Annotated in this window: 17 protein-coding genes; 7 read left to right on the top strand and 10 right to left on the bottom strand. The window is 72.4% G+C overall.

The features are described 5' to 3' along the window. Nucleotides 1–10: 10 nt before the first annotated feature. Nucleotides 11–1,264 (top strand): arginine deiminase, encoded by a 1,254-nt coding sequence (locus KK483_RS28135; RefSeq protein WP_262008009.1) that lies wholly within the window; start codon nucleotides 11–13, stop codon nucleotides 1,262–1,264. Between the two features lie 129 nt (nucleotides 1,265–1,393). Further along, on the top strand, nucleotides 1,394–2,422 hold the full coding sequence (gene argF, locus KK483_RS28140) for an ornithine carbamoyltransferase (protein WP_262008010.1): 1,029 nt from the start codon (nucleotides 1,394–1,396) through the stop codon (nucleotides 2,420–2,422). A 78-nt stretch (nucleotides 2,423–2,500) separates the two neighbouring features. On the opposite strand, the gene KK483_RS28145 is transcribed toward argF, so the two are convergent. After that, the gene (locus KK483_RS28145; RefSeq protein WP_262008011.1) at nucleotides 2,501–3,040 is read right to left on the bottom strand and encodes an ATP-binding protein; all 540 of its coding nucleotides are present in this window, start codon (nucleotides 3,038–3,040) and stop codon (nucleotides 2,501–2,503) included. A 251-nt stretch (nucleotides 3,041–3,291) separates the two neighbouring features. Between KK483_RS28145 and KK483_RS28150 the strand changes: the two genes are divergently transcribed. Continuing rightward, entirely contained in the window at nucleotides 3,292–4,119 is an 828-nt protein-coding gene (locus KK483_RS28150; protein WP_262008012.1) for an enoyl-CoA hydratase family protein, read from the top strand. Between the two features lie 17 nt (nucleotides 4,120–4,136). Continuing rightward, on the top strand, nucleotides 4,137–6,635 hold the full coding sequence (locus tag KK483_RS28155) for a bifunctional salicylyl-CoA 5-hydroxylase/oxidoreductase (protein ID WP_262009715.1): 2,499 nt from the start codon (nucleotides 4,137–4,139) through the stop codon (nucleotides 6,633–6,635). On the opposite strand, the gene KK483_RS28160 is transcribed toward KK483_RS28155, so the two are convergent. Then, nucleotides 6,616–7,428: a PaaX family transcriptional regulator C-terminal domain-containing protein gene (locus KK483_RS28160; protein ID WP_262008013.1), complete on the bottom strand. Its 813-nt coding sequence runs from the start codon at nucleotides 7,426–7,428 to the stop codon at nucleotides 6,616–6,618. The two genes, KK483_RS28155 and KK483_RS28160, sit on opposite strands and share 20 nt — an antisense overlap. 123 nt (nucleotides 7,429–7,551) lie before the next feature. Continuing rightward, the gene (locus KK483_RS28165; RefSeq protein WP_262008014.1) at nucleotides 7,552–9,180 is read right to left on the bottom strand and encodes an AMP-binding protein; all 1,629 of its coding nucleotides are present in this window, start codon (nucleotides 9,178–9,180) and stop codon (nucleotides 7,552–7,554) included. A gap of 289 nt (nucleotides 9,181–9,469) precedes the next feature. On the opposite strand from KK483_RS28165, the gene KK483_RS28170 reads away from it, so the two are divergent. Both KK483_RS28170 and KK483_RS28175 read left to right on the top strand, forming a co-directional pair. Then, the gene (locus tag KK483_RS28170) at nucleotides 9,470–10,606 is read left to right on the top strand and encodes an acyl-CoA dehydrogenase family protein (RefSeq protein ID WP_262008015.1); all 1,137 of its coding nucleotides are present in this window, start codon (nucleotides 9,470–9,472) and stop codon (nucleotides 10,604–10,606) included. A gap of 115 nt (nucleotides 10,607–10,721) precedes the next feature. Beyond that, a complete protein-coding gene (locus tag KK483_RS28175) occupies nucleotides 10,722–11,120 on the top strand; it encodes a RidA family protein (RefSeq protein WP_262008016.1) in 399 nt (132 codons plus the stop codon). A gap of 11 nt (nucleotides 11,121–11,131) precedes the next feature. Here the strand turns inward: KK483_RS28175 and KK483_RS28180 are convergent, their stop codons facing one another. Both KK483_RS28180 and KK483_RS28185 read right to left on the bottom strand, forming a co-directional pair. Continuing rightward, nucleotides 11,132–11,653: an ATP-binding protein gene (locus KK483_RS28180; protein WP_262008017.1), complete on the bottom strand. Its 522-nt coding sequence runs from the start codon at nucleotides 11,651–11,653 to the stop codon at nucleotides 11,132–11,134. Continuing rightward, nucleotides 11,650–12,294, bottom strand: coding sequence for a trimeric intracellular cation channel family protein (locus tag KK483_RS28185; protein ID WP_262008018.1), 645 nt, complete (start codon nucleotides 12,292–12,294; stop codon nucleotides 11,650–11,652). Before KK483_RS28185 ends, KK483_RS28180 begins: the two co-directional genes overlap by 4 nt. A 298-nt stretch (nucleotides 12,295–12,592) precedes the next feature. Between KK483_RS28185 and KK483_RS28190 the strand changes: the two genes are divergently transcribed. Next, complete coding sequence (locus KK483_RS28190) at nucleotides 12,593–13,810, top strand: sensor histidine kinase (RefSeq protein ID WP_262008019.1); 1,218 nt, start codon at nucleotides 12,593–12,595, stop codon at nucleotides 13,808–13,810. Nucleotides 13,811–13,831: 21 nt separating this feature from the next. Here KK483_RS28190 and KK483_RS28195 read toward each other — a convergent pair whose 3' ends face one another. From KK483_RS28195 to KK483_RS28215, 5 genes are all read right to left on the bottom strand, one after another. Next, nucleotides 13,832–14,482 carry a response regulator transcription factor gene (locus KK483_RS28195; RefSeq protein ID WP_262008020.1) on the bottom strand — a complete coding sequence of 217 codons (651 nt, stop codon included), beginning with the start codon at nucleotides 14,480–14,482 and terminating at the stop codon, nucleotides 13,832–13,834. A 58-nt stretch (nucleotides 14,483–14,540) separates the two neighbouring features. Further along, nucleotides 14,541–14,750, bottom strand: coding sequence for a DUF5988 family protein (locus KK483_RS28200; RefSeq protein WP_262008021.1), 210 nt, complete (start codon nucleotides 14,748–14,750; stop codon nucleotides 14,541–14,543). A 111-nt stretch (nucleotides 14,751–14,861) separates the two neighbouring features. After that, the gene (locus KK483_RS28205) at nucleotides 14,862–21,272 is read right to left on the bottom strand and encodes a type I polyketide synthase (RefSeq protein ID WP_262008022.1); all 6,411 of its coding nucleotides are present in this window, start codon (nucleotides 21,270–21,272) and stop codon (nucleotides 14,862–14,864) included. 89 nt (nucleotides 21,273–21,361) lie between these two features. After that, on the bottom strand, nucleotides 21,362–22,645 hold the full coding sequence (locus KK483_RS28210) for a beta-ketoacyl synthase N-terminal-like domain-containing protein (RefSeq protein WP_262008023.1): 1,284 nt from the start codon (nucleotides 22,643–22,645) through the stop codon (nucleotides 21,362–21,364). Nucleotides 22,646–23,307: 662 nt separating this feature from the next. Beyond that, nucleotides 23,308–24,354 carry a LacI family DNA-binding transcriptional regulator gene (locus KK483_RS28215; RefSeq protein WP_262008024.1) on the bottom strand — a complete coding sequence of 349 codons (1,047 nt, stop codon included), beginning with the start codon at nucleotides 24,352–24,354 and terminating at the stop codon, nucleotides 23,308–23,310. Nucleotides 24,355–24,474: the final 120 nt, after the last annotated feature.

A 24,474-nucleotide genomic window follows, 5' to 3' on the forward strand; every position in this document is an offset into this window, starting at 1 on the left:
GATGGGGGACATGGGATTCCATGTCGACTCGGAGACCGGGCTGCTGCGCCGGGTCATACTGCACCGCCCCGATCTGGAGCTGAAGCGGCTCACCCCCTCCAACAAGGACGCGCTGCTCTTCGACGACCTCCTGTGGGTCAGGCGCGCCCGCCAGGAGCACGACGGCTTCGCCGACGTCCTGCGCGACCGCGGCATCGTGGTGCACCTCTTCGGCGATCTGCTGCGCGAGTCACTGGAGCTCCCGGCGGCCCAGAAGCTGGTGCTCGACCGGGTCTTCGACGAGAAGGAGTACGGCCCGCTCGCCACCGACCATCTGCGCGCCGCCTTCGACGCGATGGACACGGCCGAGCTGACGGAGGCGCTCGTCGGCGGGATGACCAAGCGGGAGTTCCTCGCCGGTCACTCCGAGCCCGCCTCCGTCCGCTTCCACGTCATGGAGCTGGACGACTTCCTGCTCGGCCCGCTGCCCAACCACATCTTCACGCGCGACACCTCCGCCTGGATCTACGACGGCGTCTCCATCAACGCCATGCGCTGGCCCGCCCGCCGGCGCGAGACCGTGCACTTCGAGGCGATCTACAAGCACCATCCGCTCTTCACGGGCCCGGAGGCCGGCGCCTTCCACTACTGGTCGGAAGGCCAGGCCGACTACCCCTCCACCATCGAGGGCGGCGACGTCCTGGTCATCGGCAACGGCGCGGTGCTGATCGGGATGAGCGAGCGCACCACCCCGCAGGCCGTGGAGATGCTCGCGCGGGGGATGTTCGAGGCGGGCTCGGCCCGCACCATCGTGGCCCTGGACATGCCCAAGCGCCGGGCGTTCATGCACCTGGACACGGTGATGACGATGGTGGATCACGACACCTTCACCCAGTACGCGGGCCTCGGCATGCTGCGCTCCTACACGATCGAACCGGCGGAGGGGGAGCGCGGTGTCGCCCTGCGCGTGACCGACCACCCGCCGGAGCAGATGCACAGCGCGATCGCCGCCGCGCTCGGGATGAAGGACATCAGGGTGCTCACGGCGAAGCAGGACGTGCACGCGGCCGAGCGCGAGCAGTGGGACGACGGCTGCAACGTCCTCGCCGTGGAGCCGGGCGTGGTCGTGGCCTACGAACGCAATGTCACGACCAACACCCATCTGCGCAAGCAGGGCATCGAGGTGATCGAGATCCCGGGCAGCGAGCTGGGCAGGGGCCGTGGTGGGCCGCGCTGTATGAGCTGTCCCATCGAGCGGGATGCCGTCACTGCGGCGGGACGGTGAAGGGACGGGGGAGCCATCGGACCTGAGGCGCTCGTACGGCCGCCCGAGCGTTCACCCGGCGTCTGTATATCAATACGAAGTCTCGTATAGACTTCCAAGGTCCGCGTCCGCGACCCAGGAGCAGCCACCATGGCGACACAACTCGAAGGCCGCCACTTCCTCAAGGAACTCGACTTCACGACCGAGGAGTTCCGAGGGCTGATCGCGCTGGCCGCCGAGCTCAAGGCCGCCAAGCGGGCCGGCGCGGAGATCCAGCGGCTGCGCGGCAAGAACATCGCGCTGATCTTCGAGAAGACCTCGACCCGTACGCGCTGTGCCTTCGAGGTCGCCGCAGCCGACCAGGGCGCCTCGACGACCTACCTCGACCCCACCGGCTCCCAGATGGGGCACAAGGAGTCGATCAAGGACACGGCCCGAGTGCTCGGCCGGATGTTCGACGGCATCGAGTACCGCGGCAACAGCCAGCAGACCGTCGAGGAGCTCGCCGCACACGCCGGGGTCCCCGTCTTCAACGGGCTCACCGACGACTGGCACCCCACCCAGATGCTGGCCGACGCCCTCACGATGACCGAGTACTGCGCCAAGCCGCTGACCGGTACCGCCCTCGCCTACCTCGGCGACGCCCGGTTCAACATGGGCAACTCCTACCTGGTCACCGGCGCGCTGCTCGGCATGGACGTACGGATCGTCGCGCCCAGGGCGTACTGGCCCGCGGACCCGGTCGTCGCCGCCGCCCGCGAGGCGGCCGCGGCGAGCGGGGCGCGGATCACCCTGACCGAGGACGTCGCCGAAGGGGTCGCGGGCGCGGACTTCGTCGCCACCGACGTCTGGGTCTCGATGGGTGAACCCAAAGAAGTCTGGGACGAGCGCATCAAGGCCCTCGTTCCGTACGCGGTGACCATGGAGGTGCTGCGCGCCACCGGCAACCCGGGCGTGAAGTTCCTGCACTGCCTGCCCGCCTTCCACGACCTGGGCACCAGGGTCGGCCGGGAGATGTACGAGCGCCACGGCCTCACCGAGCTGGAGGTCACGGACGAGGTCTTCGAGTCCGCGCACTCGGTCGTCTTCGACCAGGCCGAGAACCGGATGCACACGATCAAGGCGGTGCTGGTGGCGACCATGGGCGGGGGCCTCCTGCCGTCCGCGCCAGGTGAATAGCCGTACGGCAATCCGGGATTCATACGCCTTTGCGCTCGGCATCCCTCCGCACCGGCGGTCCGGGCCCTCGGTTCACTGTCACGGCCGGTCCTGAGGCGTCCGCTGCGCTGGCACACCCCCATCCGGAGCCGCAATCGGAGCCGCATTCGGAGCCGGGGAGGGACCCGGAGCGGGAGCGGCAGCTCCAGGGAGCGTGAACCAGACCGCCTTGCCGTGCTCGGTGGGGCGGTGGCCGCAGGCCGAGCTCAGCGCCCGGATGAGGAGCAGCCCGCGCCCGTGCTCCTGCCAGGGTTCGGGGGCGGGGCCCGGCTGCGGTGCGGACAGATTGCCCGGCGGTGCCGGGTCGTGATCGTGCACCTCGACCTGGCAGCCGGTCTCCAGCACCTCCACGACCAGGTGGATCGGTGCGTCGCCCGCGGTGTGCTCGACCGCGTTGGCGACGAGCTCCGCGGTGAGGAGTTCCGCCGTGTCGCAGTCGGCCACGGCGTCGAGGTCCGCGAGGGCGGTGCGTATCAGGGCACGCGCGAGCGGTACGGCGGCCGACGTGTGCGGCAGCGCCAGTCGCCAGGAGGCGGGTTTCGCGGTCGCCTCGGCGGCGGTGGCGGGGGCTTCACGCAAGGCAGGGGTCCGTTCGGTGCGCTCAGTACCTCTGGTACTGGTTTCAACCATACGGGCCGTATGTGGGCGATCGAGAGCCTCCCCGGCGTCCGGCCCAGGACCTGTGCCCCAGCTGATACGGGACCTTTGCCGGACCGCGACCGAGTGACGGGTCGTCGGGTGACCGATGCCGGTATCGCGTGCTCGTGACGACAGTCACGCACAGGTGATAGCTTCGAAGGGCAGGCAACAGCCCGAGGGAGGCCGTGCCCATGAGCCCCTTTCCCAGCTCCGCAGCGCGCACAGGCGAGTGGCGCCATCTGCGCCTGACCACGGACGACGGCGTCGCCACGGTCACGCTCGACCGTCCCGCCAAGCTGAACGCGCTCACCTTCGGTGCCTACGCCGACCTGCGCGACCTCCTCGCCGAGCTCTCCCGCGAGCGCTCCGTGCGCGCACTGGTACTCGGCGGCGAGGGCCGCGGCTTCTGCTCGGGCGGCGACGTCGACGAGATCATCGGCGCGACGCTCGCCATGGACACCGCCGAGCTCCTCGACTTCAACCGGATGACCGGGCAGGTCGTGCGGGCCCTGCGGGAATGCCCCTTCCCGGTCGTCGCCGCGGTGCACGGCGTCGCGGCGGGCGCGGGCGCGGTCCTCGCGCTCGCCGCGGACTTCCGGGTCGCGGACCCGAGTGCCCGCTTCTCCTTCCTCTTCACCAAGGTCGGACTCTCCGGCGGCGACATGGGCGCGGCGTATCTGCTGCCGCGGGTGGTCGGTCTCGGCCACGCGACCCGCCTGCTCATGCTCGGCGAGCCCGTCCGCGCCGTCGAGGCCGAGCGGATCGGCCTGATCAGCGAGCTCACCGCGGACGGCGAAGCGGACAAGGCCGCCGCCGCCCTCGCCCGCCGCCTCGCCGACGGCCCCTCCCTCGCCCTCGCCCAGACCAAGGCCCTGCTCACGGCCGAGCTCGACATGCCGCTCGCCGCGGCGGTCGAGATGGACGCGGCGACCCAGGCACTGCTGATGAACGGCGAGGACTACGCGGAGTTCCACGCCGCCTTCACCGAGAAGCGTGCGCCGAACTGGCGGGGGCGGTGACGATGCCCGCGGTGACGATGCCCGCTTCCGCGGGGGCTGCGCCCCCGAACCCCCGCTCCTCGATCGCCGCGGAGGCCGGAGAGCCGGCCTGTCCGGCGAACGAGGACACGGCCGGAGGCCGTACGAGCGCCGGGGCGGAGCCCCCGTCCGGGAAGGAGCGGGGTCGGGCCGCATCCGATGTGCGGCCCCACCGCGTGGAGCCCGCCCCGGACGCCCTGCGTCGCGACGCGAGCCGACCGGCGCTCCGCGTCGCCGTCATCGGCGGCGGGCCCGGCGGGCTGTACGCCGCCGCACTGCTGAAGCGGCTCGACCCCCGCCGTGAGGTCACCGTGTGGGAGCGGAACGCTCCGGAGGACACCTTCGGCTTCGGCGTCGTGCTCTCCGACGAGACCCTCGGCGGCATCGAGCACGCCGACCCGGCGGTCCACCGCGCCCTCCAGGAGGAGTTCGTCCGCTGGGACGACATCGACATCGTCCACCGCGGCCGCACCCTCACCTCCGGCGGCCACGGCTTCGCCGCGCTCGGCCGCCGCAGACTCCTGGAGATCCTCCACGAGCGCTGCGCGTCCCTCGGCGTACGGCTCCGGTTCCGCACCGAGGCCCCGCCCGCCGCCGAACTCGCCGGCTCGTACGACCTCGTCGTCGCCGCCGACGGCGTGCACAGCCTCACCCGCGCCGCCCACGCCGACGTCTTCGCGCCCCGCATCACCACCCACCGCTGCCGCTACATCTGGCTCGCCGCCGACTTCGCCTTCGACGCCTTCCGCTTCGAGATCGCCGAGACCGAGCACGGTGTGATGCAGCTCCACGGCTACCCCTTCGCGCCCGGCGCCAGCACCGTCATCGTCGAGATGCGCGAAGAGGTCTGGCGCGCCGCCGGCCTGGACGAGTGCGACGAGCAGCAGTCCGCCGAACGCTGCGCCAAGATCTTCGCCGACGCCCTCGACGGCCGCCCCCTCCGCGGCAACGCCTCCGCCTGGACCGCCTTCCGCACCGTCGTCAACGCCCGCTGGTCCCACGGCAACACCGTCCTCCTCGGCGATGCCGCGCACACCGCGCACTTCTCCATCGGCTCCGGCACCAAGCTCGCCGTCGAGGACGCGCTCGCCCTCGCCGCCTGCGTCGAGGAGCAGCCCGTCCTCGCCGACGCGCTCACGGCGTACGAGGCCGAGCGCCGGCCCGTCGTCGAGTCCACCCAGCGCGCGGCGGCCGCCAGCCTGCGCTGGTTCGAGGAGCTCGGCACGTATCTCGACCAGCCGCCACGGCAGTTCGCGTTCAACCTGCTCACCCGCAGCCGCCGCGTCACCCACGACAACCTGCGGCTGCGCGACCTCGGCTTCACCGAATCCGTCGAGGAGGACTTCGGCTGCCCGCCCGGCACCCCGCCGATGTTCACCCCCTTCCGGCTGCGCGGACTGACCCTGCGCAACCGCGTCGTCGTCTCACCCATGGACATGTACGTCGCCGAGGACGGCACGCCCGGCGACTTCCACCTCGTCCACCTCGGCGCCAGGGCCCTCGGCGGCGCCGGACTCGTCATGACCGAGATGGTCTGCGTCAGCGCCGAGGGCCGCATCACCCCCGGCTGCACCGGCCTCTGGACCGACGAGCAGGCCGACGCCTGGAGCCGTGTCACGGACTTCGTCCACCGCCGGGCACCCGGCACCGCCATCGGCGTCCAGCTCGGCCACTCCGGCCGCAAGGGTTCCACCCGGCTGATGTGGGACGGCATCGACCAGCCCCTGCCGGACGGCAACTGGCCGCTCGTCGCCGCCTCCCCGCTCCCGTACCGGCAGGGCGTCAACCAGGTGCCGCACCAGCTCGACCGGGCCGGACTCGACCGGATCCGCGACCAGTTCACCTCGGCCGCCGCCCGCGCCGCCCGCAGCGGCTTCGACCTGCTCGAACTCCACTGCGCCCACGGCTACCTGCTCTCCGGCTTCCTCTCGCCGCTCACCAACCACCGCACCGACGGATACGGAGGCTCGCTCGCCGCCCGGCTGCGCTATCCGCTCGAAGTCTTCGACGCCGTCCGGGAGGTCTGGCCCGACGACCGGCCGATGACCGTCCGCATCTCCGCCACCGACTGGGCACCGGGCGGCACCACCGGGCAGGACGCCGTGGAGATCGCCCGCGCCTTCGCCGCCCACGGCGCCGACGCCATCGACGTCTCCACCGGCCAGGTCGTTCCCGAGGAGCGCCCCGAGTACGGCCGCTCCTACCAGACCCCGTATGCCGACCGGATCCGCAACACCCTCCGCGTCCCCGTCATCGCCGTCGGCGCGATCTCCTCCTGGGACGACGTCAACTCCCTGCTCCTCGCCGGACGCGCGGACCTCTGCGCCCTGGCCCGCCCCCACCTCTACGACCCCCACTGGACCCTGCACGCCGCCGCCGAACAGGACTACACGGGCCCGGCCGCGCCCTGGCCCCCGCCCTACCGCGCAGGCAGCCGCACTCCCCCGACGGGCCGTACGGACGCGCCCAGACCGCGCCTCACGCTGCCGTCCGCGTGAACTCCGCCCCCGCGTCCCGCAGTCGCGCGTGCAGCCCCGTGAAGACCGCCGCCGCGCGGGCGCCCGGCCAGCCGTCGGGGAGCAGTTCCTCCGGGAGGCCCGGGTCCGCGTAGGGGAGGCGGCGCCAGGAGTCGAGCGCCAGGAGGTAGTCCCGGTAGGCGGCCTCGGGCGGGGTGTCGGTGCGGGCTTCCCAGGAGCGCAGGACGGGGCCGTGCACGTCCAGGAACTCCTCGTGCTGCTTGGCGATCCCCGCCAGGTCCCACCAGCGGGCGGCCGCCTCCGCGGTCGGGGCGAAGCCCAGGTGCTCGCCGCGGAACAGATCGACGTACGGATCGAGCTGCAGCCGGCGCAGCGTGTGCCGCGTCTCCTCGTGGAAACGGGCGGGCGCGATCCACACGCCGGGCGCCGCCGTGCCGAAGCCCAGCCGGCCCAGCCGGGAGCGCAGCAGATGGCGCTTGTGGCGTTCGGCCTCCGGCACCGAGAAGACCGCGAGGACCCAGCCGTCCGCCAGCTTCGCCGGGTGTTGCCCGTAGATCCGCCGGTCGCCGTCGTCGAGCAGCTGGCGGGCGTCGGCGGAGAGCGAGTAGCCGGCCGCGCCCTGCTCCGTACGCTCGGGCACGAGCAGCCCGCGCCGCTTGAGTCGTGAGACCGACGAGCGTACCGACGGCGCGTCCACGCCCACCGCCGCCAGCAGCCGGATCAGCTCCGCCACCGCGAGGGGCCCCGCGGTCTCGCGTCCGTACGCGCCGTACAGGGTGACGATCAGGGAACGGGGGGTGTGCTGCTCGGCCACGTGATCACTCTAGGCCGTGTCCGTCACGGAGCGCCGTCCGCCCGCGGGGCGTGGCCGTGCCCGAAGGGCCGCGGGGAGTGCGTGCCGGGCGTCGCGTGCCGGGCGTCGTGTGCCGGACACCCTCTACGCGCTTCCGTCCGGGTCCCTCAGCCGGAAGCGCTGCAGCTTGCCCGTGGCCGTACGGGGCAGTGCGTCGAGGAAGACCACCGAGCGGGGCGTCTTGTACGGCACCAGGCGGGTCTTCACGAAGTCGCGCAGCGCCGCGGCCGTCGTCTCGTCGCGGGCCACGCCGTCGCGGAGCACGACGTACGCCGCCACGATCCGGCCGCGCAGCTCGTCCGGGCGCCCGACCACCGCCGCCTCCACCACGTCCGGGTGGCCGAGCAGGGCGTCCTCGACCTCGGGCCCGGCGATGTTGTAGCCGGCCGAGATGATCATGTCGTCGGCGCGGGCCGCATAGCGGAACCACCCGTCCGGTTCGCGGACGTAGGTGTCGCCCGTGATGTTCCAGCCGTCGCGGACGTAGTCGCGCTGGCGCGGGTCCGCCAGATAGCGGCAGCCCACCGGGCCGCGCACCGCCAGCAGCCCCGGCTCGCCGTCCGGCACCGGCAGCCCGCTCGCGGCGTCTACGACCCGTGCCTCCCAGCCGGGCACCGGCACTCCGGTGGTGCCGGGCCGGATGTCCCCGTCCGCCGCCGAGATGAAGATGTGCAGCAGCTCCGTCGCGCCGATGCCGTTGATGATGCGCAGCCCGGTCCGCTCGTGCCAGGCGCGCCAGGTCGCGGCCGGCAGGTTCTCCCCGGCCGACACACAGCGGCGCAGCGAGGACACGTCGTGGCCGGCGAGGTCGTCGAGCATCAGGCGGTACGCGGTCGGCGCCGTGAAGAGGACCGACACCCGGTGTTTCGCGACCGCTCGCAGCAGCTGCCCGGGCCCCGCCTGCTCCAGCAGCAGCGCCGACGCACCCGCCCGCAGCGGGAACAGCACCAGACCGCCGAGGCCGAAGGTGAAGCCGAGCGGCGGGCTGCCCGCGAAGACGTCGTCCGGCTCCGGCCGCAGGACCCGCGCGGAGAAGGTGTCGGCCACGGCCAGCACATCGCGGTGGAAGTGCATGCACCCCTTCGGCCGCCCCGTCGTCCCGCTCGTGAACGCGATCAGCGCGACATCGTCCGCCGCCGTCTCCACCGCCCGGTACGAGGCCGGCCGCCCGGCCGCCAGACGGAGCAGGTCGTCGGGCGCGTCGCCGCCGTACGCGGTGATCCGCAGCCCCGGCACCTCGGCCTTCGCCAGGTCGTCGACCGAACGGATGTCGCAGAGGGCGTGCGTCACGCGCGCCATCTCGCACATGACGGCGAGCTCCTGGGCCCGCTGCTGCGCGAGCACGGTCACGGCGACCGCTCCGGCCTTCATCACCGCGAGCCAGCAGGCGGCCAGCCACGGTGTGGTCGGTCCGCGCAGCAGCACCCGGTTGCCGGGCACCACGCCCAGCTCGCCCGTCAGCACATGGGCGATCCGGTCCACATGGCCGCGCAGCTCGCCATAGGTCCAGACGGCGCCGGTGGTGCCGTCGCGGAACGCGGTCCGCTCGGCTCCGTACCGCTCGATCGTCGCGTCGAGCAGCTCCGCCCCGCAGTTCAGCCGCTCCGGATAGCGCAGCTCGGGCAGGTCGAGGAGCAGCCGCGGCCATTGCTCCGCGGGCGGCAGATGATCGCGCGGAAAGGTGTCTCGGTGGGCCGAGGGTGTCAGCTCCATGTTCGCCCCCAAGGGGGTGTCCGGCGGATCCTGCTGGGCACGCGACGCCCTGCGGCTCCGTCTCCTGCGTTGTCGTCGGTCACCGACGCTCCGCGTCGATTCCCTCCTCCGCCTTGGATCCGAAGCCGCATGACGCCGCTCGCTGATCCAGCCTGATCCACCGGACACCCCCTTGTCGTGGTGGGGTCGCGCCAAGAGCGTATCGTGATGGTGACGACAGTCAACAGTTCGCGATACGGTCCGTCCGGAGCGCGACCCGGACCGGCGGCCGCAGGAAGTGGGGGCTCGGATGCCCGTATTCTCACTCGATCCGGCACAGACCGCCTGGTGCGCCGAGCTGCGCACGCTGGCGGCCGAGCGGCTCCGCCCTCTCGCCGAGAAGGGCGAACCGGGCCGGGTCAACCGTCCGCTCGTCGCCGCGCTCGGCGAACTCGGCCTGCTGAAGCGGCTCTTCGCCGAGGAGGCCGGCGCCCTCGACCTGTGCCTGCTGCGCGAGTCCCTCGCGTACGGCTGCACGGAGGCGGAGACCGCGCTCGCGCTCCAGGGCCTCGGCACGTACCCCGTCGTCCAGGCCGGCACCCGCGCGCAGCGCGAGCGCTGGCTCCCCGAGGTGATCGCGGGCCGAGCCGTCGCCGCCTTCGCCCTCAGCGAGCCGGACGCCGGATCCGACGCGGCGGCGCTCGCCCTCACCGCCGTACCGGACCGGGACGGCTGGCGGCTCAGCGGCGAGAAGCGCTGGATCTCCAACGCCCCCGAGGCCGACTTCCTCACCGTCTTCGCCCGGACGGGTGAGGCGCCCGGCTCCCGGGGCGTCACCGCCTTCGTCGTCCCCGCCGACCGCCCCGGGCTCGGCGGCAGCGCGCTGGAGATGCTCTCCCCGCACCCGATCGGGGCCCTCGCCTTCGACGGCGTACCCGTCACACGTGACGACGTCGTCGGCGAACCGGGCGGCGGCTTCCGGGTCGCCATGAACACCCTCAACCTCTTCCGCCCCAGCGTCGGCGCCTTCGCCGTCGGCATGGCCCAGGCCGCCCTCGACGCGACGCTCGACCACACCGCGACGCGCCTCGCGTTCGGCGGACCGCTCAAGGACCTCCAGGCCGTCTCCCACCGGACCGCCGAAATGGCGACCCGGACCGAGGCGGCGCGACTGCTCGTGTACGCGGCGGCCTGCGCATACGACGCGGGGGCCGAGGACGTCCCGAAACGCTCGGCGATGGCGAAGCTGTACGCGACCGAGACCGCCCAGTACGTGGTCGACGCGGCGGTGCAGCTGCACGGGGCCCGCGCCCTCCAGCGCGGCCATCTGCTGGAGCACCTCTACCGGGAGGTCCGCGCGCCGCGCATCTACGAGGGCGCGAGCGAGGTGCAGCGCGGGATCATCGCCAAGGAGCTGTACGCCCGGGCCGGCCGGGACCGACCGTGAGGGGACGCGCATGAGCCCGGAACCCATGGACCCGCAACCCATGGACCCGCAACCTACGGGCCCGGAGCCTATGGACCCAAGACCGATGGGCCGGGAACCTGTGGGCCCGGAACCCATGGGCTTGGAACGCATCAACCCGCCGGGACTCTCCCCGGCCACCGGCTTCTCGCATGCCGTCGCCGCGACCGGCTCCCGGCTGGTCTTCCTCGCCGGGCAGACCGCGCTCGACGCCGACGGCAAGGTCACGGGGGAGGGGATCGTCGAGCAGTTCGAGACGGCGCTCGCCAACCTCCTCGCCGCCCTCGCGGCGGCCGGCGGCAGCCCGCACGACCTGGCACGCGTCACCGTCTACGCCACCGACGTCGCCGACTACCGCACCCACGCCAAGGAACTCGGGCGCGTCTGGCACCGGCTCGCCGGCCGCGACTACCCGGCCATGGCGGTCATCGGGGCCGTACGCCTCTGGGACGAACAGGCGCTCGTGGAACTGGACGGGATCGCCGTACTGCCGTAGCGCGCCGAGGCTCACGCCGTCGTGAGCCGGAACCACACCCACTTGCCACGGTCGCCGACGCCGGAGACACCCCAGGACCCGGCGAGCGTCTCCAGGAGGTCGAGACCGCGCCCGGTCTCCATCTCGGCCACGGGCCGGTCACCCGAGCGGGCACCGCCGCCCATCCCCGGCTCCCCGTCGAAGACGGCGCCGATGATGACGCCCGCGGTGGCGTCGCAGGCGACGGCGATCTCGATGGACGCGCCCCGCGCGTGGCGCACGGCGTTCGACACCATCTCGGAGAGCAGCAGCGCCGCGGTGTCGGCGGCCGCGCAGTCCACGGGGGCGACCTCGCGCAGCAGCCGACGCGCCTGCGCGGCCGCGCGGGGGTGGCGGGGCAGGACGGCCAGGGCGCCGCCGCCGGTCAGCGGCGTACTCCAGCGGGTCACGGCCGGGACGGCGGACACCTCGGCCTCAGGGCCGCCTGCGGCGGGCCGGCGCTGAAGGGGCAGGGAGTGTGCCGTGGCGCAGGTCTCCGGGATGCCGTACGTCATGTCCTCATGCACCTGTCGTCCAGCGGCGCCGCCTCGCACCTGCGCCGCAGCGTCGGCATGTTCAGGCCCCGGAAGATCGCGATCATCCGCAGGACGAAGACGACACCGGCGGCCGTCGCCGTCGCCACGCCGTCGCCGACGCCCGCGTGGTCCAGGAGCAGGTAGGCAACGGCACCGGCGAACGCGGCGGTCGCGTACACCTCTTCGCGCAACAGCAGCGGCGGGAACTGCCCGCACAGCACGTCGCGCACGACCTCGCCCGTGACACCCGTCAGCACCGCCAGGATGATCACCGCGAGCGGGGTGACGTGCGCGTCGACGGCGGCCCGTGCCCCGATGACGGTCACGACCGAGAGGCCGAGCGCGTCGACGATCATCAGCGTCCGGTGCGGCAGCTCCCACCTGTGCAGATACGCCATCGTCGAGACGGCGACGGTGCCGATGACCGCGAGGAGCACCCAGTCGTGCGTCCAGTACAGCGGGTGCCGGTCGAGGATCAGGTCGCGCAGCGTGCCGCCGGAGACGGAGCAGGCGAAGGCGAGGACGAGCCCGCCGAAGGGGTCCATACGGGCACGGTGCGCGGCCAGCACACCGCTGGCGGCGAAGGCGGAGATACCCACGAGGTAGAGCACGTGCAGCATGGGACGGTTCTCGTTCCGGGGGGAGGACGGACACGGTGGCCGGCGACTGGGCGGACGGGCGACTGGGCGGACTGGCGGACTGGCGGGCGGACGGGGCGGACGCCGTCGACGCCGTGACGCAAAGGTGCGACGCGGCACGTCCTTCGGGGGGTAGGCAGCACCGCGCCGCAATTCCAGTCTCGGTTCGGCGCCGGGCCCGATGACGTACCGATCGTCCACACCAGGAGCGACGAAAGTTATGTCCAGCCATAAAGTGGCCGCAAGACGCACAAAGCGCACCAAAGGTGGTGACGGTCCGGTGACGGAGCGAACGGGCTGGTCCGCACGCCGTCAGGACGCGCTGCTCACCGCTGCCGTCGTGGCCATCGGCGTCGCCGACACCTGGAGCAAGCCGTCGAACGGGCTGCTCACCGGTCAGCCGATCGCTCTCGTCGCCGCGGCATCGGGCGCCGTGGGCCTCGCGCTGTGGTGGCGACGGCGGCACCCGGGCGTGGTGGCCGCCGTCGTCATGGTGGGGTACGTGATCGCCTTCACTCCGGTGGCCCTGGCCGTGGCGATGTACACGGTGGGGGAGTGCTTCCGGAACATCCGCGCCCTCGTCCCTTTCGGCGTTGCGGGGTGCGCGGCCGGAATCCTCGCGCTGCTGGCCGGTCCGCCCAGCGACTGGGAGCTGCGGGACCTGGTGTTCGTCCTCTCGCTGATCCTCGGACCCCTCGTTCTGGGCTTCGCGGTCGGGATCCGCCGGGATCTGGCCGCCGAGTCGCAGACCACCATCGAGGCCCTGGAGCGCGAACGGCATCTGCTCGTCGAGCGGGCGAAGACGGGCGAGCGCTCCCGGATCGCCCGTGAACTCCACGACGTCGTCGCCCACCGGTGCGGCAACATCGTGCTCACCGCGGGCGCGCTGAAGGTCAGCCCGCACGCACAGGACCCGGCGGTCGGCAGGGCCGCCGAGCTGATCAGGGAGGAAGGGCACCAGGCGCTGGAGGAGCTCCGCGAGGTGCTCGGCGTCCTCACCCCCGGCCGCAAGGGCGACACGGACGGCACGGACGACACGGACCAGGGCACGGCGCCGCACCCCGACGTCTCCCAGCTGGACACGCTCGTCGAACGCGCAGGACAGCACGGCCGCCCGGTCGAGCTGCGGATCAGCGGCCACCCGGAGACGCTGCCCGCCCCCGTGCAGCGCGCGATCCACCGCATCGTCCAGGAGGGCCTCACCAACGCCGCCAAGCACGCCCCCGGCGCGCAGGTGGCGGTCCTGGTCGAATGCCGACTCGACGGCGTCGAGGTGCAGGTCACCAACGGCCCGCCGACCGGCTCCCACGGCGTGGAACCGCCACCGAGCGGCGGCAACGGCCTGATCGGCCTCGCGGAACGCGTCAGCCTGCTCGACGGCACCTTCTCCGCAGGCCCGTACGACGGCGGCTACCGCATCGACGCCTTCATCCCGCACCGCCGGCCGACCACGGACACGGACACGGACACGGACACGGACACGGACACGGGCGAGTGACCCCCCGGCGCTCCGACCCCGTCAGCGCTCCAGCCCCGCCCGGTACGCCAGCCGCGCCGCCTGCACCCTGTTGTCCGCGCCGATCTTGGCGAGGAGTCGGCTGACCTGGCCCTTGACGGTGCCCTCGCTGATGTGGAGGGCGGCACCGATGCCCGCGTTCGACAGCCCTCTGGCGATCAGCCGGAGCACCTCCCGGTCGCGCTCGGTGAGCGATTCCAGCACCCGCTTCTCCGCGTCGGTCAACTGCGTGGCCTGCCCGGCCAGCGTGTCCAGCACCCGGCCGGTCACCACCGGGTCGAGCGCCCCCTTGCCCTCGGCCACCTGACGCACCGCGCGCAGCAGTTCCTCCGGCGGCGTGTCCTTCAGCAGAAACCCGCTGACGCCCGCCCGCGCGGCCTCGTCGACGTACTCGTCCGAGCTGAACGTCGTCAGGATCAGCACCCGCGGCGGCCGCGGCAGCGCCCTCATCTCCCGCGTCGCGGCCAGCCCGTCCATGCCCGGCATCCGGATGTCGACCAGCGCGACGTCCGGACTGAACTGCCGCGCCGCATCCACGGCACTCCGTCCGTCCCATGCCTCGGCGACGACATGCAGACCCTCGCCGGCCTCGACGATCTCACTCAGTCCCCGGCGCACGATCTCGCTGTCGTCGGCGATCAGCACGTGGATCACGAGTCCACTATGCGTTCCCCGCCACCGGGCGGCGAGTCCTGCCGTTCGGTCCGTTCGGTCACTCCGCGATGTACGTGCGGTAGACCCAGCGGTAGACCGGCATGGTCTCACCGTGCAAGGTCCGGTATTCGTGTGCGAACTCAAAGTGCTCGTAGGCGTTGTAGCGCGGGATCTTGACCGGCTCTCCGCACCCCCCGGATGGCAGCGGCCAGACCTGGGGAAGATCGTCAGGCCCTCCCTGGAGGAGCACGAGATGCGACGGGTTCATGGTTCTTGCCTCCAGCGGCCTGGGATGCCTGGGAGTGGGAGCGGAAGTGAAAGGGGCGTTGCCGGGCCGCGACCCGCGGTCCGGCAACGGGCTCCACGTCCCCGCGCCGGCTCACAGCCGGGCGCGGTCCTCAAGGGCAAGGCCCATGTGGTCGGCGAGGCCCGTGGCCAGTGCCGCGAGCGTCGGGTGCTGGTAGACGAAGTTGGTGCTGATCTTGATCCCGAAGCCGGTTTCGAGGCGTGTGCGCAGTTCCAGCGACAGCAGTGAGTCGAACCCGAGGGATTTCAGGGGTGTTTGCGGATCGAGGCCGGTGTTCTCGCCGAGCCGGAGTACCGCACGTATGTGACCGGCTATGCAGGTCTCGAGGGCGGTGCGTCGGGCGAGTCCCGCCGGGAGGGCGGCCAGGTCGCGGCGGATGTCGCGGACCGCGTCCGGTTCGGCGGTCGTGGGCCGGTCGACGGTGAGGAGGCTGAACACCGGCAGGTGCCGGACCACGGGGAGGATCCAGGTCTCCGGTCGCCCGGGGATGACGCCGGATCGGGTTCGGCCGTGTACGAGCAGGGCGTTCAGCGCCCGGAGCCCCTTCTGCGTGGGGATCGTCTGATAGCCGCGGTCGGCGAAGCCGACGGCGGCTCCCGTTTCCCCCCATGCGCCCCAGTCGACGGAGAGCGTCGGCATGCCGCGGTCGGTACGCCAGGCGGCGAACCCATCGAGCCAGGCGTTCGCGGCCGCGTAGGCCCCCTGGCCCGGGTTGCCCAGCAGCGAAGCCATGGACGAGAACACGACGAACCAGTCGGGTGCCTGACCGGCAGTGGCTTCATGCAGCCTCCACGCACCCGTGGCCTTGGGGCGCCAGACCTTGGAGAGCTGACCGTCCGAAATATTGGTGATCGCGGCGTCGTCGAGCACCATGGCGGCATGCACGAGCCCTCGCAGCCGCAGGTCATCCTGGGTGGCGACGGCCACGAGGCGTTCAGCGGTGCCCGGCTCCGCGATGTCGCCGAGGACGACGGTGACCCGTGTGCCACCGGCACGCATGTCCTCAAGGACCCGCAAGGTGGACGGCGAACCGGGTGAGCGGCCGTTGAGGACGACGTGGCCCGCGCCGTGTCCCGCGAGCCAGCGGGCCGTTTCCAGCCCTACACCGCGCAACCCGCCGGTGACGATGTAGGCACCGCCCCGGCGGACGGCCGACGGCTCCTCGCCGATACGCACGGTGGCGTCGCCCCGGTCCGGGACCGTCAGCACGAGCTTGCCGATGTGGCCCGCGCCGGCCATGAGCCGGAACGCCTCCGTGGCCTCGTCCAAGGGAAAGGTCCGATGGGGCAGGGGCGCGAGCCGGCCCGAGGCGACGTCGGCGAGCACCTCGTGCAGCACGGCGGTGAACACTTCGGGCCTGTCGTGCTGGAGCTGGATGAGGTCGACGGTACTGAGGGTGATGTTGTTCCGGAACGGGGCCAGCCCGATGGACGCGTCGGCAAGGATGTCGCGCACACCGAGTTCGACGAACCGGCCGAAGGGCCGCAGGGTCTCCAGTCCGGCCCGAATCGCCGGCCCCGACAGTGAGTTGAGCACGACATCGACGCCTTCGCCCCCCGTGGCGGCGCGCGTCTGCTCGGTGAAGGTCAACGACCGGGAGTCCATCACGTGCTCGATCCCCATGCCGTGCAGATAGGCGCGCTTGTCCGCCGAACCGGCCGTGGCGAGCACCTGGGCTCCCAGCATCCGGGCGACCGCGACGGCGGCCAGTCCCGTACCGCCGGTCGCCGAGTGGATCAGGACCCGTTCGCCGGCGGTGAGGCCGGCCACATGGCACAGGGCGTACCAGGCGGTGACGTAAGCCGCGGGCAGGGCCGCCGCGGCGACCGGCCCGACCCCGGCCGGCAGGGGCGCGACGGCATGGCCGGGCACGGTCGTGAACGAGCCGAAGGCGCCGCCTCGCAGGTCGACCGCGAGCACCGGGTCGCCGACGCCGACACCCCGCACATCCGGCCCCACCGCGGCGACCGTTCCCGCACACTCGAACCCGATGCGGTCCCTCACCTCCGCGTCGCCGCCGAGCAGGCCCATGGCCGTGAGCACGTCCCGGAAGTTCATCGCCGAGGCGGCGACCCGTACCTCGACCTCCCCGGCGCGAGGAGCCCGCCTGGCGCCGGCGGTCAGCTCCAGGCTCCCCAGATCGCCGAAGCGGCCGACGCGCAGGCGGAAGCCGTCCGTGCCGTAGCGGGCGGTGCGTGTGGTGGCGGCGCCGCGCTCGGCGTCGGTGAGCGGCGCGTACTCCAGCCGGGCGACATGGCGGCGGCCGCCGCGCAGGGCGGTCTCGTCCTCGGGGCCCGTGTCCAGCAGTTCGGCCGCCACCTCGTGCAGTGCCGTGTCGGCCGGGTCTGCGTCGAGCAGAGTGGCGCGCAGCTCCGGGTGCTCGTAGGCGAGGACGCGCACCACTCCCCGCAGGGCGCTCTGAGCCGGGTCGGCCGCCTCACCGGGCCGCACCCGCTGGGCACCGCGGGTGACGACGAAGAGGCGCGGGGGCTCCGGGAAGACGGCGAGTACCGCCTGCACGGTGCCGAGGAGCTGCCGGGCGCACCGCAGCCCGTCCTCGGCTGGTTCGGGGTCTTCGGCGGGGAGGCAGAGCACCGCCACCGCGTCGGCGTTCGCCGGGGGGTCGGCCCAGCACTCGGCGAGCCTGTCCCTGAACGCTCCCAGCGAATCGTCGCCCGCAGGGATGTCGAGGACATCGGCGTGTGCCCCCGCCGTTTCCAGCAGCCCGGCCAGCTCCCCGGCGGAGCCGTCGCCCTCCCCGATGACGAGCCAGTTCCCCGGTGGGGGCGCCTTCGTGGCTTCCGGCGGGGGTGCGGGGTGCCACCGGGGTTCGAGGAACCAGCCGTCTACTTCTCCGGTACCGGCGCCCGGCGCGCCGTGCCGTACCAGCTCCAAGCCGTCGATGGCGAGGACCGGCACGCCCGCCTCGTTCAGCAGGCGGACGTCTCCGGTGACACCGCCGGCCCGCTCCCGCGTGATACGGCCGTGGCAGTAGACGGCCGTCGAGGGGTCGCCGAGGACGCATACGTCCTCGGCCCCGACCGGCAGGACGAGGCCGCTGCCCGGATCCCGGAGGAGACCCGCCACCAGAGCCTGGGCGCAGCAGTCGATGAGGACCGGATGGATGCACAGCTCGTGCGGCGCGGAGGCCGCCGCTTCGGGCAGAGTGACGCGGGCCCAGCTGCTCGTGCCGTCGCGCGAGACCCGGAGACTGGTCAGGCCGGTGAAGGCCGGGCCGTGTTCGATTCCTCGGGCTCGCATGGCCGCATAAAGCGTGGCCGGGTCGAGGACGACCGGGTGCTGCGCCGGCAGTGCCGTCAGCTTCTGAACCGGCGGCGGTGGTCCCGGTACGGAGTGGTGCAGCTCGGCGGTTGCCAGGCGCACCCAGCTTCCTTCGTCACCACGGGTGTGGATCTCGCAGCTTGCGCGGTCCGCCGCGGTCACGGTGACGGTGGTGACCAGATCGGTGTGCTCGGTCAGCCGCAGCAGTTCCACGAAGCGAAGGCCGGTCACCCGGATGTCCTGCGGGGGTGCGCCGAACACCTCGCAGCCCGCGGTCAGGGCGATGGCGCAGTGGCCGGCGCCCGGGAACACCGGCTCGCCGTGCACGCGGTGGTCGGCCAGCCACGGAATCCCCTCGGTGCCGGCGTCCGCCCGCCAGCAGTGGCCCGCCCGGTCCCCGGGGATCTCGGTATGGGTGCCGGGCAGGCCGGTCGCCGTCGGCCGGGGCGCGGCCGCGACCGGGGTGGCCGGGTTCGCCCAGTGGCGCTGCCGGTCGAAGGTGAGGCCCGGTACGTCGCAGAGCTCGCCGCCCGCGTGGAGCGCCGACCAGTCGACGGGGACACCGGCGCAGTGCAGGGCGGCGAGCTGGGTGCGGAAGGTGGCCAGTTCTTCGTCGTCACGGCGCAACGTGGGCAGGACGACCGGGTTTTCGATGACGCCCGGGAGGCTGTCGGTGACAGAGCGGGTGATGACCGGGTGCGGGGAGACTTCGACGTACACCTGGTGCCGGTCGGCGGCAGCGGCGGCGATCGCGGAGGCGAACCGGACGGTGCGGCGTAAGTTGGCGCACCAGTAGTCGGCACCGAAGGCGGGCGTCTCGCGCGGGTCGTCGAGAACGGTCGAATAGAACGGGACGCGGGGCCGCTGCGGTTCGAGCACCCGCAGGGCTTCCCGTAAGTCGGGAAGCAGCGGATCCACCTGGGGAGAGTGCGAGGCGACGTCCACGGCGACCAGATGCGCGGGTACGGCCCGGGCGTCCCAGGAGGCGACCAGCCGCTCCACCTCTTCGGCCCCGCCGGCGACGACCGTGGATCCGGGCGCGGCCAGCACGGCCACCGAGACCGATCCGCGTACCCCTGCTTCGTCGAGATCCCGCTCCACCGCGGCGCGGCTCAGGTTCACCGTCGCCATCGCACCGGTACCCGCGATCCGTGTCAGCAGCGAGGAGCGGCGGCAGATGACCTTGACGCCGTCGGCGAGGGTCAGCGCTCCGGACACCACCGCTGCCGCCACCTCGCCCATGGAGTGGCCGACGACGGCGGCCGGTTCGATTCCGTACGCTCGCCAGAGGGCGGCGAGCGCGGTCTGCACGGCGAACAGCAGCGGCTGCACCCGCGAGCAGGCGGTGACCGGCTCTTCACGGGAGAGCGTGTCGAGCACGGAGAAGCCGGCCTCGGCCGCGATCAACGCGTCGGCTTCGGCCAGCGCCCTGGCGAAGACCGGTTCCCGCTCCAGCAGAGCGCGACCCATGCCCGGCCACTGCGAGCCCTGTCCGGAGAACACCCACACCGGACGTCGGGAGACCCCGGCGGCCACAGCACCCGACACCACGCCGGGTTGGGCCTGTCCGGACGCGAACGACCGCAGGGCGCCGATCAGATCGGCGCGTGAGGTGGCCACCGCACCGAGGCGGCCACGCCCGGCCGCGCGCCTCAGGGCGAGCGTGTGGGCGACGTCGCGCAGCGGGACGTTCGCCCCGTCCTGCTCGAGCCAGTCGGCGAGCCGCTCGGCCGCCTCCGGCAGAGCCCTGGTGGATCCGGCCGGTACGAGGAAGACCTCCGGCGCCGGCTCGGACGCCGATGCGGATGCGGATGCCGATGCCGATGCCGACTCCGATTTCGATGCCGACTCCGGCAGCCGGTGCGGGCGGCGCGAGCGTCCGGACGCGCCGACCGGTGCCTGTTCGAGTACGACGTGGGCGTTGGTGCCGGAGTACCCGAAGGACGAGACCGCGGCGAGCCGGGAGCGGGAGTCCGTCGGCCACTCCGTCAGTTCGGTAGGCACGAAGAAGCGCGTGCCTGCCGCGGCGATGGCCGGATTCCACTGCCTGAAGTGGAGATTGGGCGGAACGAGTCCGCGCTGGAGGCACAGCACCGCCTTGATCAGGCCCGCGACGCCGGAGGCGGGTTCGAGGTGCCCCACATTGGTCTTCACCGACCCGAGCGCGCACCGCCCGCGGCCCACGCCGTAGACCCGGGCCAGGCTGGAGAACTCGATCGGGTCGCCGACCGGTGTGCCCGTCCCGTGCGTCTCGATCAGGCCCACGTCCCGGGGATCGGTGCCGGCACGTTCCAGGGTGCGGCGGAACAGCGCCTCCTGGGCGTCCGCAGAGGGCGCGGCAAGCCCGTCGGAAGTGCCGTCCTGGTTCACGGCCGAGCCACGTACCACCGCCAGCACCCGGTCACCGTCCCGCCGGGCGTCGGCCAGGCGTTTGAGGACGACGACACCGCAACCCTCGCCGCGTACGAAGCCGTCGGCGGCGGCGTCGAAGGTGTGGCAGCGGCCGGTCGGCGAGAGCATGCCCATCCGCGCGAAGGATCTCATCGTCCTCGATCCGAGAATGAGGGTCACGCCTCCGGCCAGGGCGAGGCGGCACTCACCGGCAGCCAGCGCCCGGCAGGCCAGGTGCAGGGCCACGAGCGAGGACGAGCAGGCGGTGTCCAGCGCGACGGAGGGACCGTGCAGTCCCAGCAGGTAGGAGATCCGGCCCGCCGCGACACAGTGGCCGTTGGTCAGGAGCGAGCCCTCGAGTTCCAGGGGCTGCCCGGCGAGCCCTTCGTAGAAGTCGTTGTAGCTGATGCCCACGTAGACGCCGGTCGAGCTCCCGGCGAGCTGGTCCGGTGGCATTCCGGCGTGCTCCAGTGCCTCGTGGCCCACCTCCAGGAGCAGGCGGTGCTGCGGGTCGAGCACGTCGGCCTCGCGGCCGGAGACTCCGAAGTACCCGGCGTCGAAGCCGGCCAGGTCACGCAGATAGCCGCCCGGCCGGGGCATCTGCCCTCCGGGGCCGGGGCTGCCCTGTATGCCGGCCGGCTCTGCGTGAAGGGCCCTCCCGGCGGGCGGGACGCCGACGGCATCCCGCCCGCCGGCGAGCAGCCGCCACAGCGCCGCCGGTGAATCGGCGTCGCCGGGGAGCCGGCAGCCTAATCCGACGACCGCGATGCGCTCGTTGCCTCCGTTGAGACGGTGCTCCTGGTGGGACATGAGAAACCTCCCCCTCCCGTCCAAGCGGACGGGTCCGGATCTGATGGTCTGTTGGTGGAGTGTGCTGCTGCCGGTGCACGGCTCGGTCGTCAGCGCGACCGGGAGACGTCCGGGCTTCCGAGCAGGAGAGCGCTCTTCACGCCGCCGATCTGGTACGTGAAGTTCAGGGCGAGGTGGAAATCGAGGGGACGCGTGCGCACGCCGGGTACGGGATCGAACACCAGGCCCTCTGCCGGCTCCTCGCAATTGGCCGTGGGGCAGACCTCGCCGTGTTCCATCATGAGAAGGGTCAACGCCGCGCCGAGGCAGCCGGCCGGGGCGCCGTTGTGGCCCCAGCAGCCTTCCTGCGACGTCATGAGCAGATCCGCCGCGGCCGCCCCGTACAGCTGCCTGACCGCATTCACCTCGAAAGCGGTGACGACGGCGTCGCCGTCACTGCCGCCGTGAATGTACGGGATCTGCTCAACGGACCACTTCTCGCCCAGGCAGTCGCGGACAGCTGCGACGAGACCAGCTCCGCTCTCGTCGCTCGACAGCGGATTGGCGAGCCCGTCCCGCGTCGTGGCCTGGGCGAGGATCTGGCCGTACGCGTGCGCTCCTCGGCGATCGGCGTGCTCGCGGCTTTCCACGATGAGCGTCACCGAACCCTCGCCGTAGTTCACACAGTCCGCACGCCGGTCGTAGGGGCGCATCAGGCGGTCGAACGACGGCAGGAGGGCAGGCTTGCCGGCCGAGCGCACGGACGCGTCGGCCTCCTGGGCGACACGCAACAGACGCTGGGCGTTGCGGACCAGAGCGACGTCGAAGACATCGACGCCGGTCACCACCGCCATGTCCACCACACCGTCGGCGATCAGGTGACGAGCGTGCCCGAGCTGGACGGCTGAGGAGGCACAGCCGCAGGACACGGTGTAGCACGGCCCCGTGGAGCGGGTCACCGCTCCCTGCACCAGGGCGACGTCGGAAGGGGAGACGGCCAGTTCGGTGCCGATGAACAGATCCATGGCCGCCAGGGGACCGATCGTCGCGGGGTCCGCCCGCATGACCGCCTGATAGCTGGTCACCTGGGCGTCCACGCCGCCCCGTCCGGCCAGGACCGCCGCGGTGGCCAGATCCCCCGCGTTCAGGTCCAGTCCGGCGTCCGCGCACGCCTCGGCGAGCGAGACCAGGCCGAATCGATGTGCGGAGGTGAAGTGCCGGGCGAAGACTCCGGGTAACTCGGGCAGACGCTCCTCGAACATGCCGTCCGAAAGGTGGACCGGACCGTGGTAGACCCCGTCACGCAGGAGACACGAGCGTCCGTGCGCGGCGATGTCCCATACGTCCCCCGCGGTGAAGACGGGGCGGTTCTCACCGGGCAGACAGAACCCCATCCCTGTGACCACGGCATCTCGCGCACTCGAGCCCGTGTGCTTTTCCGCTGCTGAAGTCCGACCGCTCACGTGACACCTCCGTGTGGGGGACGGCATGGCGCATCACCACACCGCTGCGAGGCTGAGTCGGGCCCGTCACCAGAACGGTCGGGCCCACGGGCGAGCGGCCGACCATCAGCGAGGGCCTGCTCGGGATAAATTCGGATCGATCTTGTCTGTGCGCCGGTGTCGGCCTGTCTGCCGACGACCCTGCGCCCCACGAACTGCAGAGACCAGTGCGGCCAGTAAGGGCCATCCTCACGTTAAGTCCTGACCGACAGTCACTACCAGCCCGGATGCACGGCGCTCGAAGCATTGGCCAGTGGCAAATGTGCGCCCATATTCCACCGGCGTATTCCAAACGCTCCATATCGCCGCGTCGGCAGTCGCAACATGACGCGTGCGATCTTCCGCGCCCGGCGGACGAGGTTCTCGCACCGTCCGGGCCCCTGCGCCTGCTCTTCGAGCGTGGCGGTCAACTACCTCTGCCGGATCCGTGCGATGGGGCGTTGAAGAGGAACCGCGTTCACCTCAGAACTCATCGTCAGCGAACTCGTCGGCAAGGCCGTCCGCTACGGCACCCCGCGGCCAGGCCGGACAGAGGCGGCCGTCGGCGCGGTGGTTCAGCGGCGGCGGCGGACCAGGGGCCGGACCGAGCCGCGGACCTTGATGTGCGTACCCAGCACGGCGCGCTGCGCGTTGCGGAACTCCGGCTCGTCACGGTGCAGGGCCAGCTGGATCGCTGTCCTGCCGATCTCCTCCAGCGGTACGTGCACGGTCGTCAGGGCCGGCACCGTGTCCAGTGCGACGGGGATGTCGTCGAAGCCCACGAGGGAGATGTCGTCCGGTACGGACAGCTCCCGCTCGCGCATGGCGGCGAGCGCGCCCGACGCGGCGAGGTCGTCGGATGCGAAGACGGCGGTGAAGTCCGGGCGGCCGGCGGTGAGGATGTCGCCCATCGCCTCGTAGCCGAAGTGGCGGGTGGAGGAGCCGTGCCTGACCAGGTCCGCGTCGGGGGTGATGCCGTACGCCTCCAGGGCGCGCCGGTACCCGCGCAGACGCGGAGTCGTCGTCGTGCTGCCGGCGCCGCCGCCGAGGAAGAGGATCCGCTCGTGGCCGGCCGACAGCAGATGGCTGGTGATCGCGAAGGCACCGTCCTCGCCGTCGTACTCGACCACCGTCACCGGCGCGTCCTTGGTGGGGGCGGGTCTTCCGCACAGGACGAGGCGTGAGCCCTCCGCGTCGAGGGAGTTGGCGAGTGCCGTGATCCGCTTGCGGTAGTCCGGGGACTCGTGGACGCCGCCGACGAGCACGATGGCCTCCGGGCTCTGCTGGCGGAGTGTGGCGATGGTCGCGAGCTCCCCGTCCAGGTCCCCCGACTGGGGGGTGCTGACGATGCACACACGCTTCTCGGCGGTCACCTGCTCGGTGAGCCCTCGGGCGATGCGGTTGTAGAACGGCGTCGTGATGTCCGTGAGCAGCACGGCCACCAGCCCGGACGAGCTGCCCACGAGCGAGCGTGCCTGGGCGTTGACCACGTAGTCGAGCTCTTCGGCCGCCCTGCGCACCCGGTCCCGGGTCTCCGGCGAGACCCGGTAGGCGCCGGTCAGTACGCGTGAGACCGTGGCGGCGGAGACGCCCGCCCGCGCCGCCACGTCGTGCAGTGTCACCCGCCGCCTCAACGGCCGCTCCTCCCGTTCGCGTCCCGGATCACGCGCCGCCACGTCCCACCCCACGCCCGCCCCTCCACCCGGTCGGGCAGGAGGATTCTAGACCTGCCGTGAGCAAGC

Source organism: Streptomyces sp. FIT100, assembly GCF_024584805.1.
Classification (GTDB): Bacteria; Actinomycetota; Actinomycetes; order Streptomycetales; family Streptomycetaceae; genus Streptomyces.

Coding starts and splice junctions, on each gene's coding strand:
- KK483_RS28135 (WP_262008009.1), top strand. CDS start 11: ATGGGATTCCATGTCGACTCGGAGACCGGGCTGCTGCGCCGGGTCATA.
- argF (WP_262008010.1), top strand. CDS start 1,394: ATGGCGACACAACTCGAAGGCCGCCACTTCCTCAAGGAACTCGACTTC.
- KK483_RS28150 (WP_262008012.1), top strand. CDS start 3,292: ATGAGCCCCTTTCCCAGCTCCGCAGCGCGCACAGGCGAGTGGCGCCAT.
- KK483_RS28155 (WP_262009715.1), top strand. CDS start 4,137: ATGCCCGCTTCCGCGGGGGCTGCGCCCCCGAACCCCCGCTCCTCGATC.
- KK483_RS28165 (WP_262008014.1), bottom strand. CDS start 9,180: ATGGAGCTGACACCCTCGGCCCACCGAGACACCTTTCCGCGCGATCAT.
- KK483_RS28170 (WP_262008015.1), top strand. CDS start 9,470: ATGCCCGTATTCTCACTCGATCCGGCACAGACCGCCTGGTGCGCCGAG.
- KK483_RS28175 (WP_262008016.1), top strand. CDS start 10,722: ATGGGCTTGGAACGCATCAACCCGCCGGGACTCTCCCCGGCCACCGGC.
- KK483_RS28180 (WP_262008017.1), bottom strand. CDS start 11,653: ATGACGTACGGCATCCCGGAGACCTGCGCCACGGCACACTCCCTGCCC.
- KK483_RS28185 (WP_262008018.1), bottom strand. CDS start 12,294: ATGCTGCACGTGCTCTACCTCGTGGGTATCTCCGCCTTCGCCGCCAGC.
- KK483_RS28200 (WP_262008021.1), bottom strand. CDS start 14,750: ATGAACCCGTCGCATCTCGTGCTCCTCCAGGGAGGGCCTGACGATCTT.
- KK483_RS28205 (WP_262008022.1), bottom strand. CDS start 21,272: ATGTCCCACCAGGAGCACCGTCTCAACGGAGGCAACGAGCGCATCGCG.
- KK483_RS28210 (WP_262008023.1), bottom strand. CDS start 22,645: ATGGGGTTCTGTCTGCCCGGTGAGAACCGCCCCGTCTTCACCGCGGGG.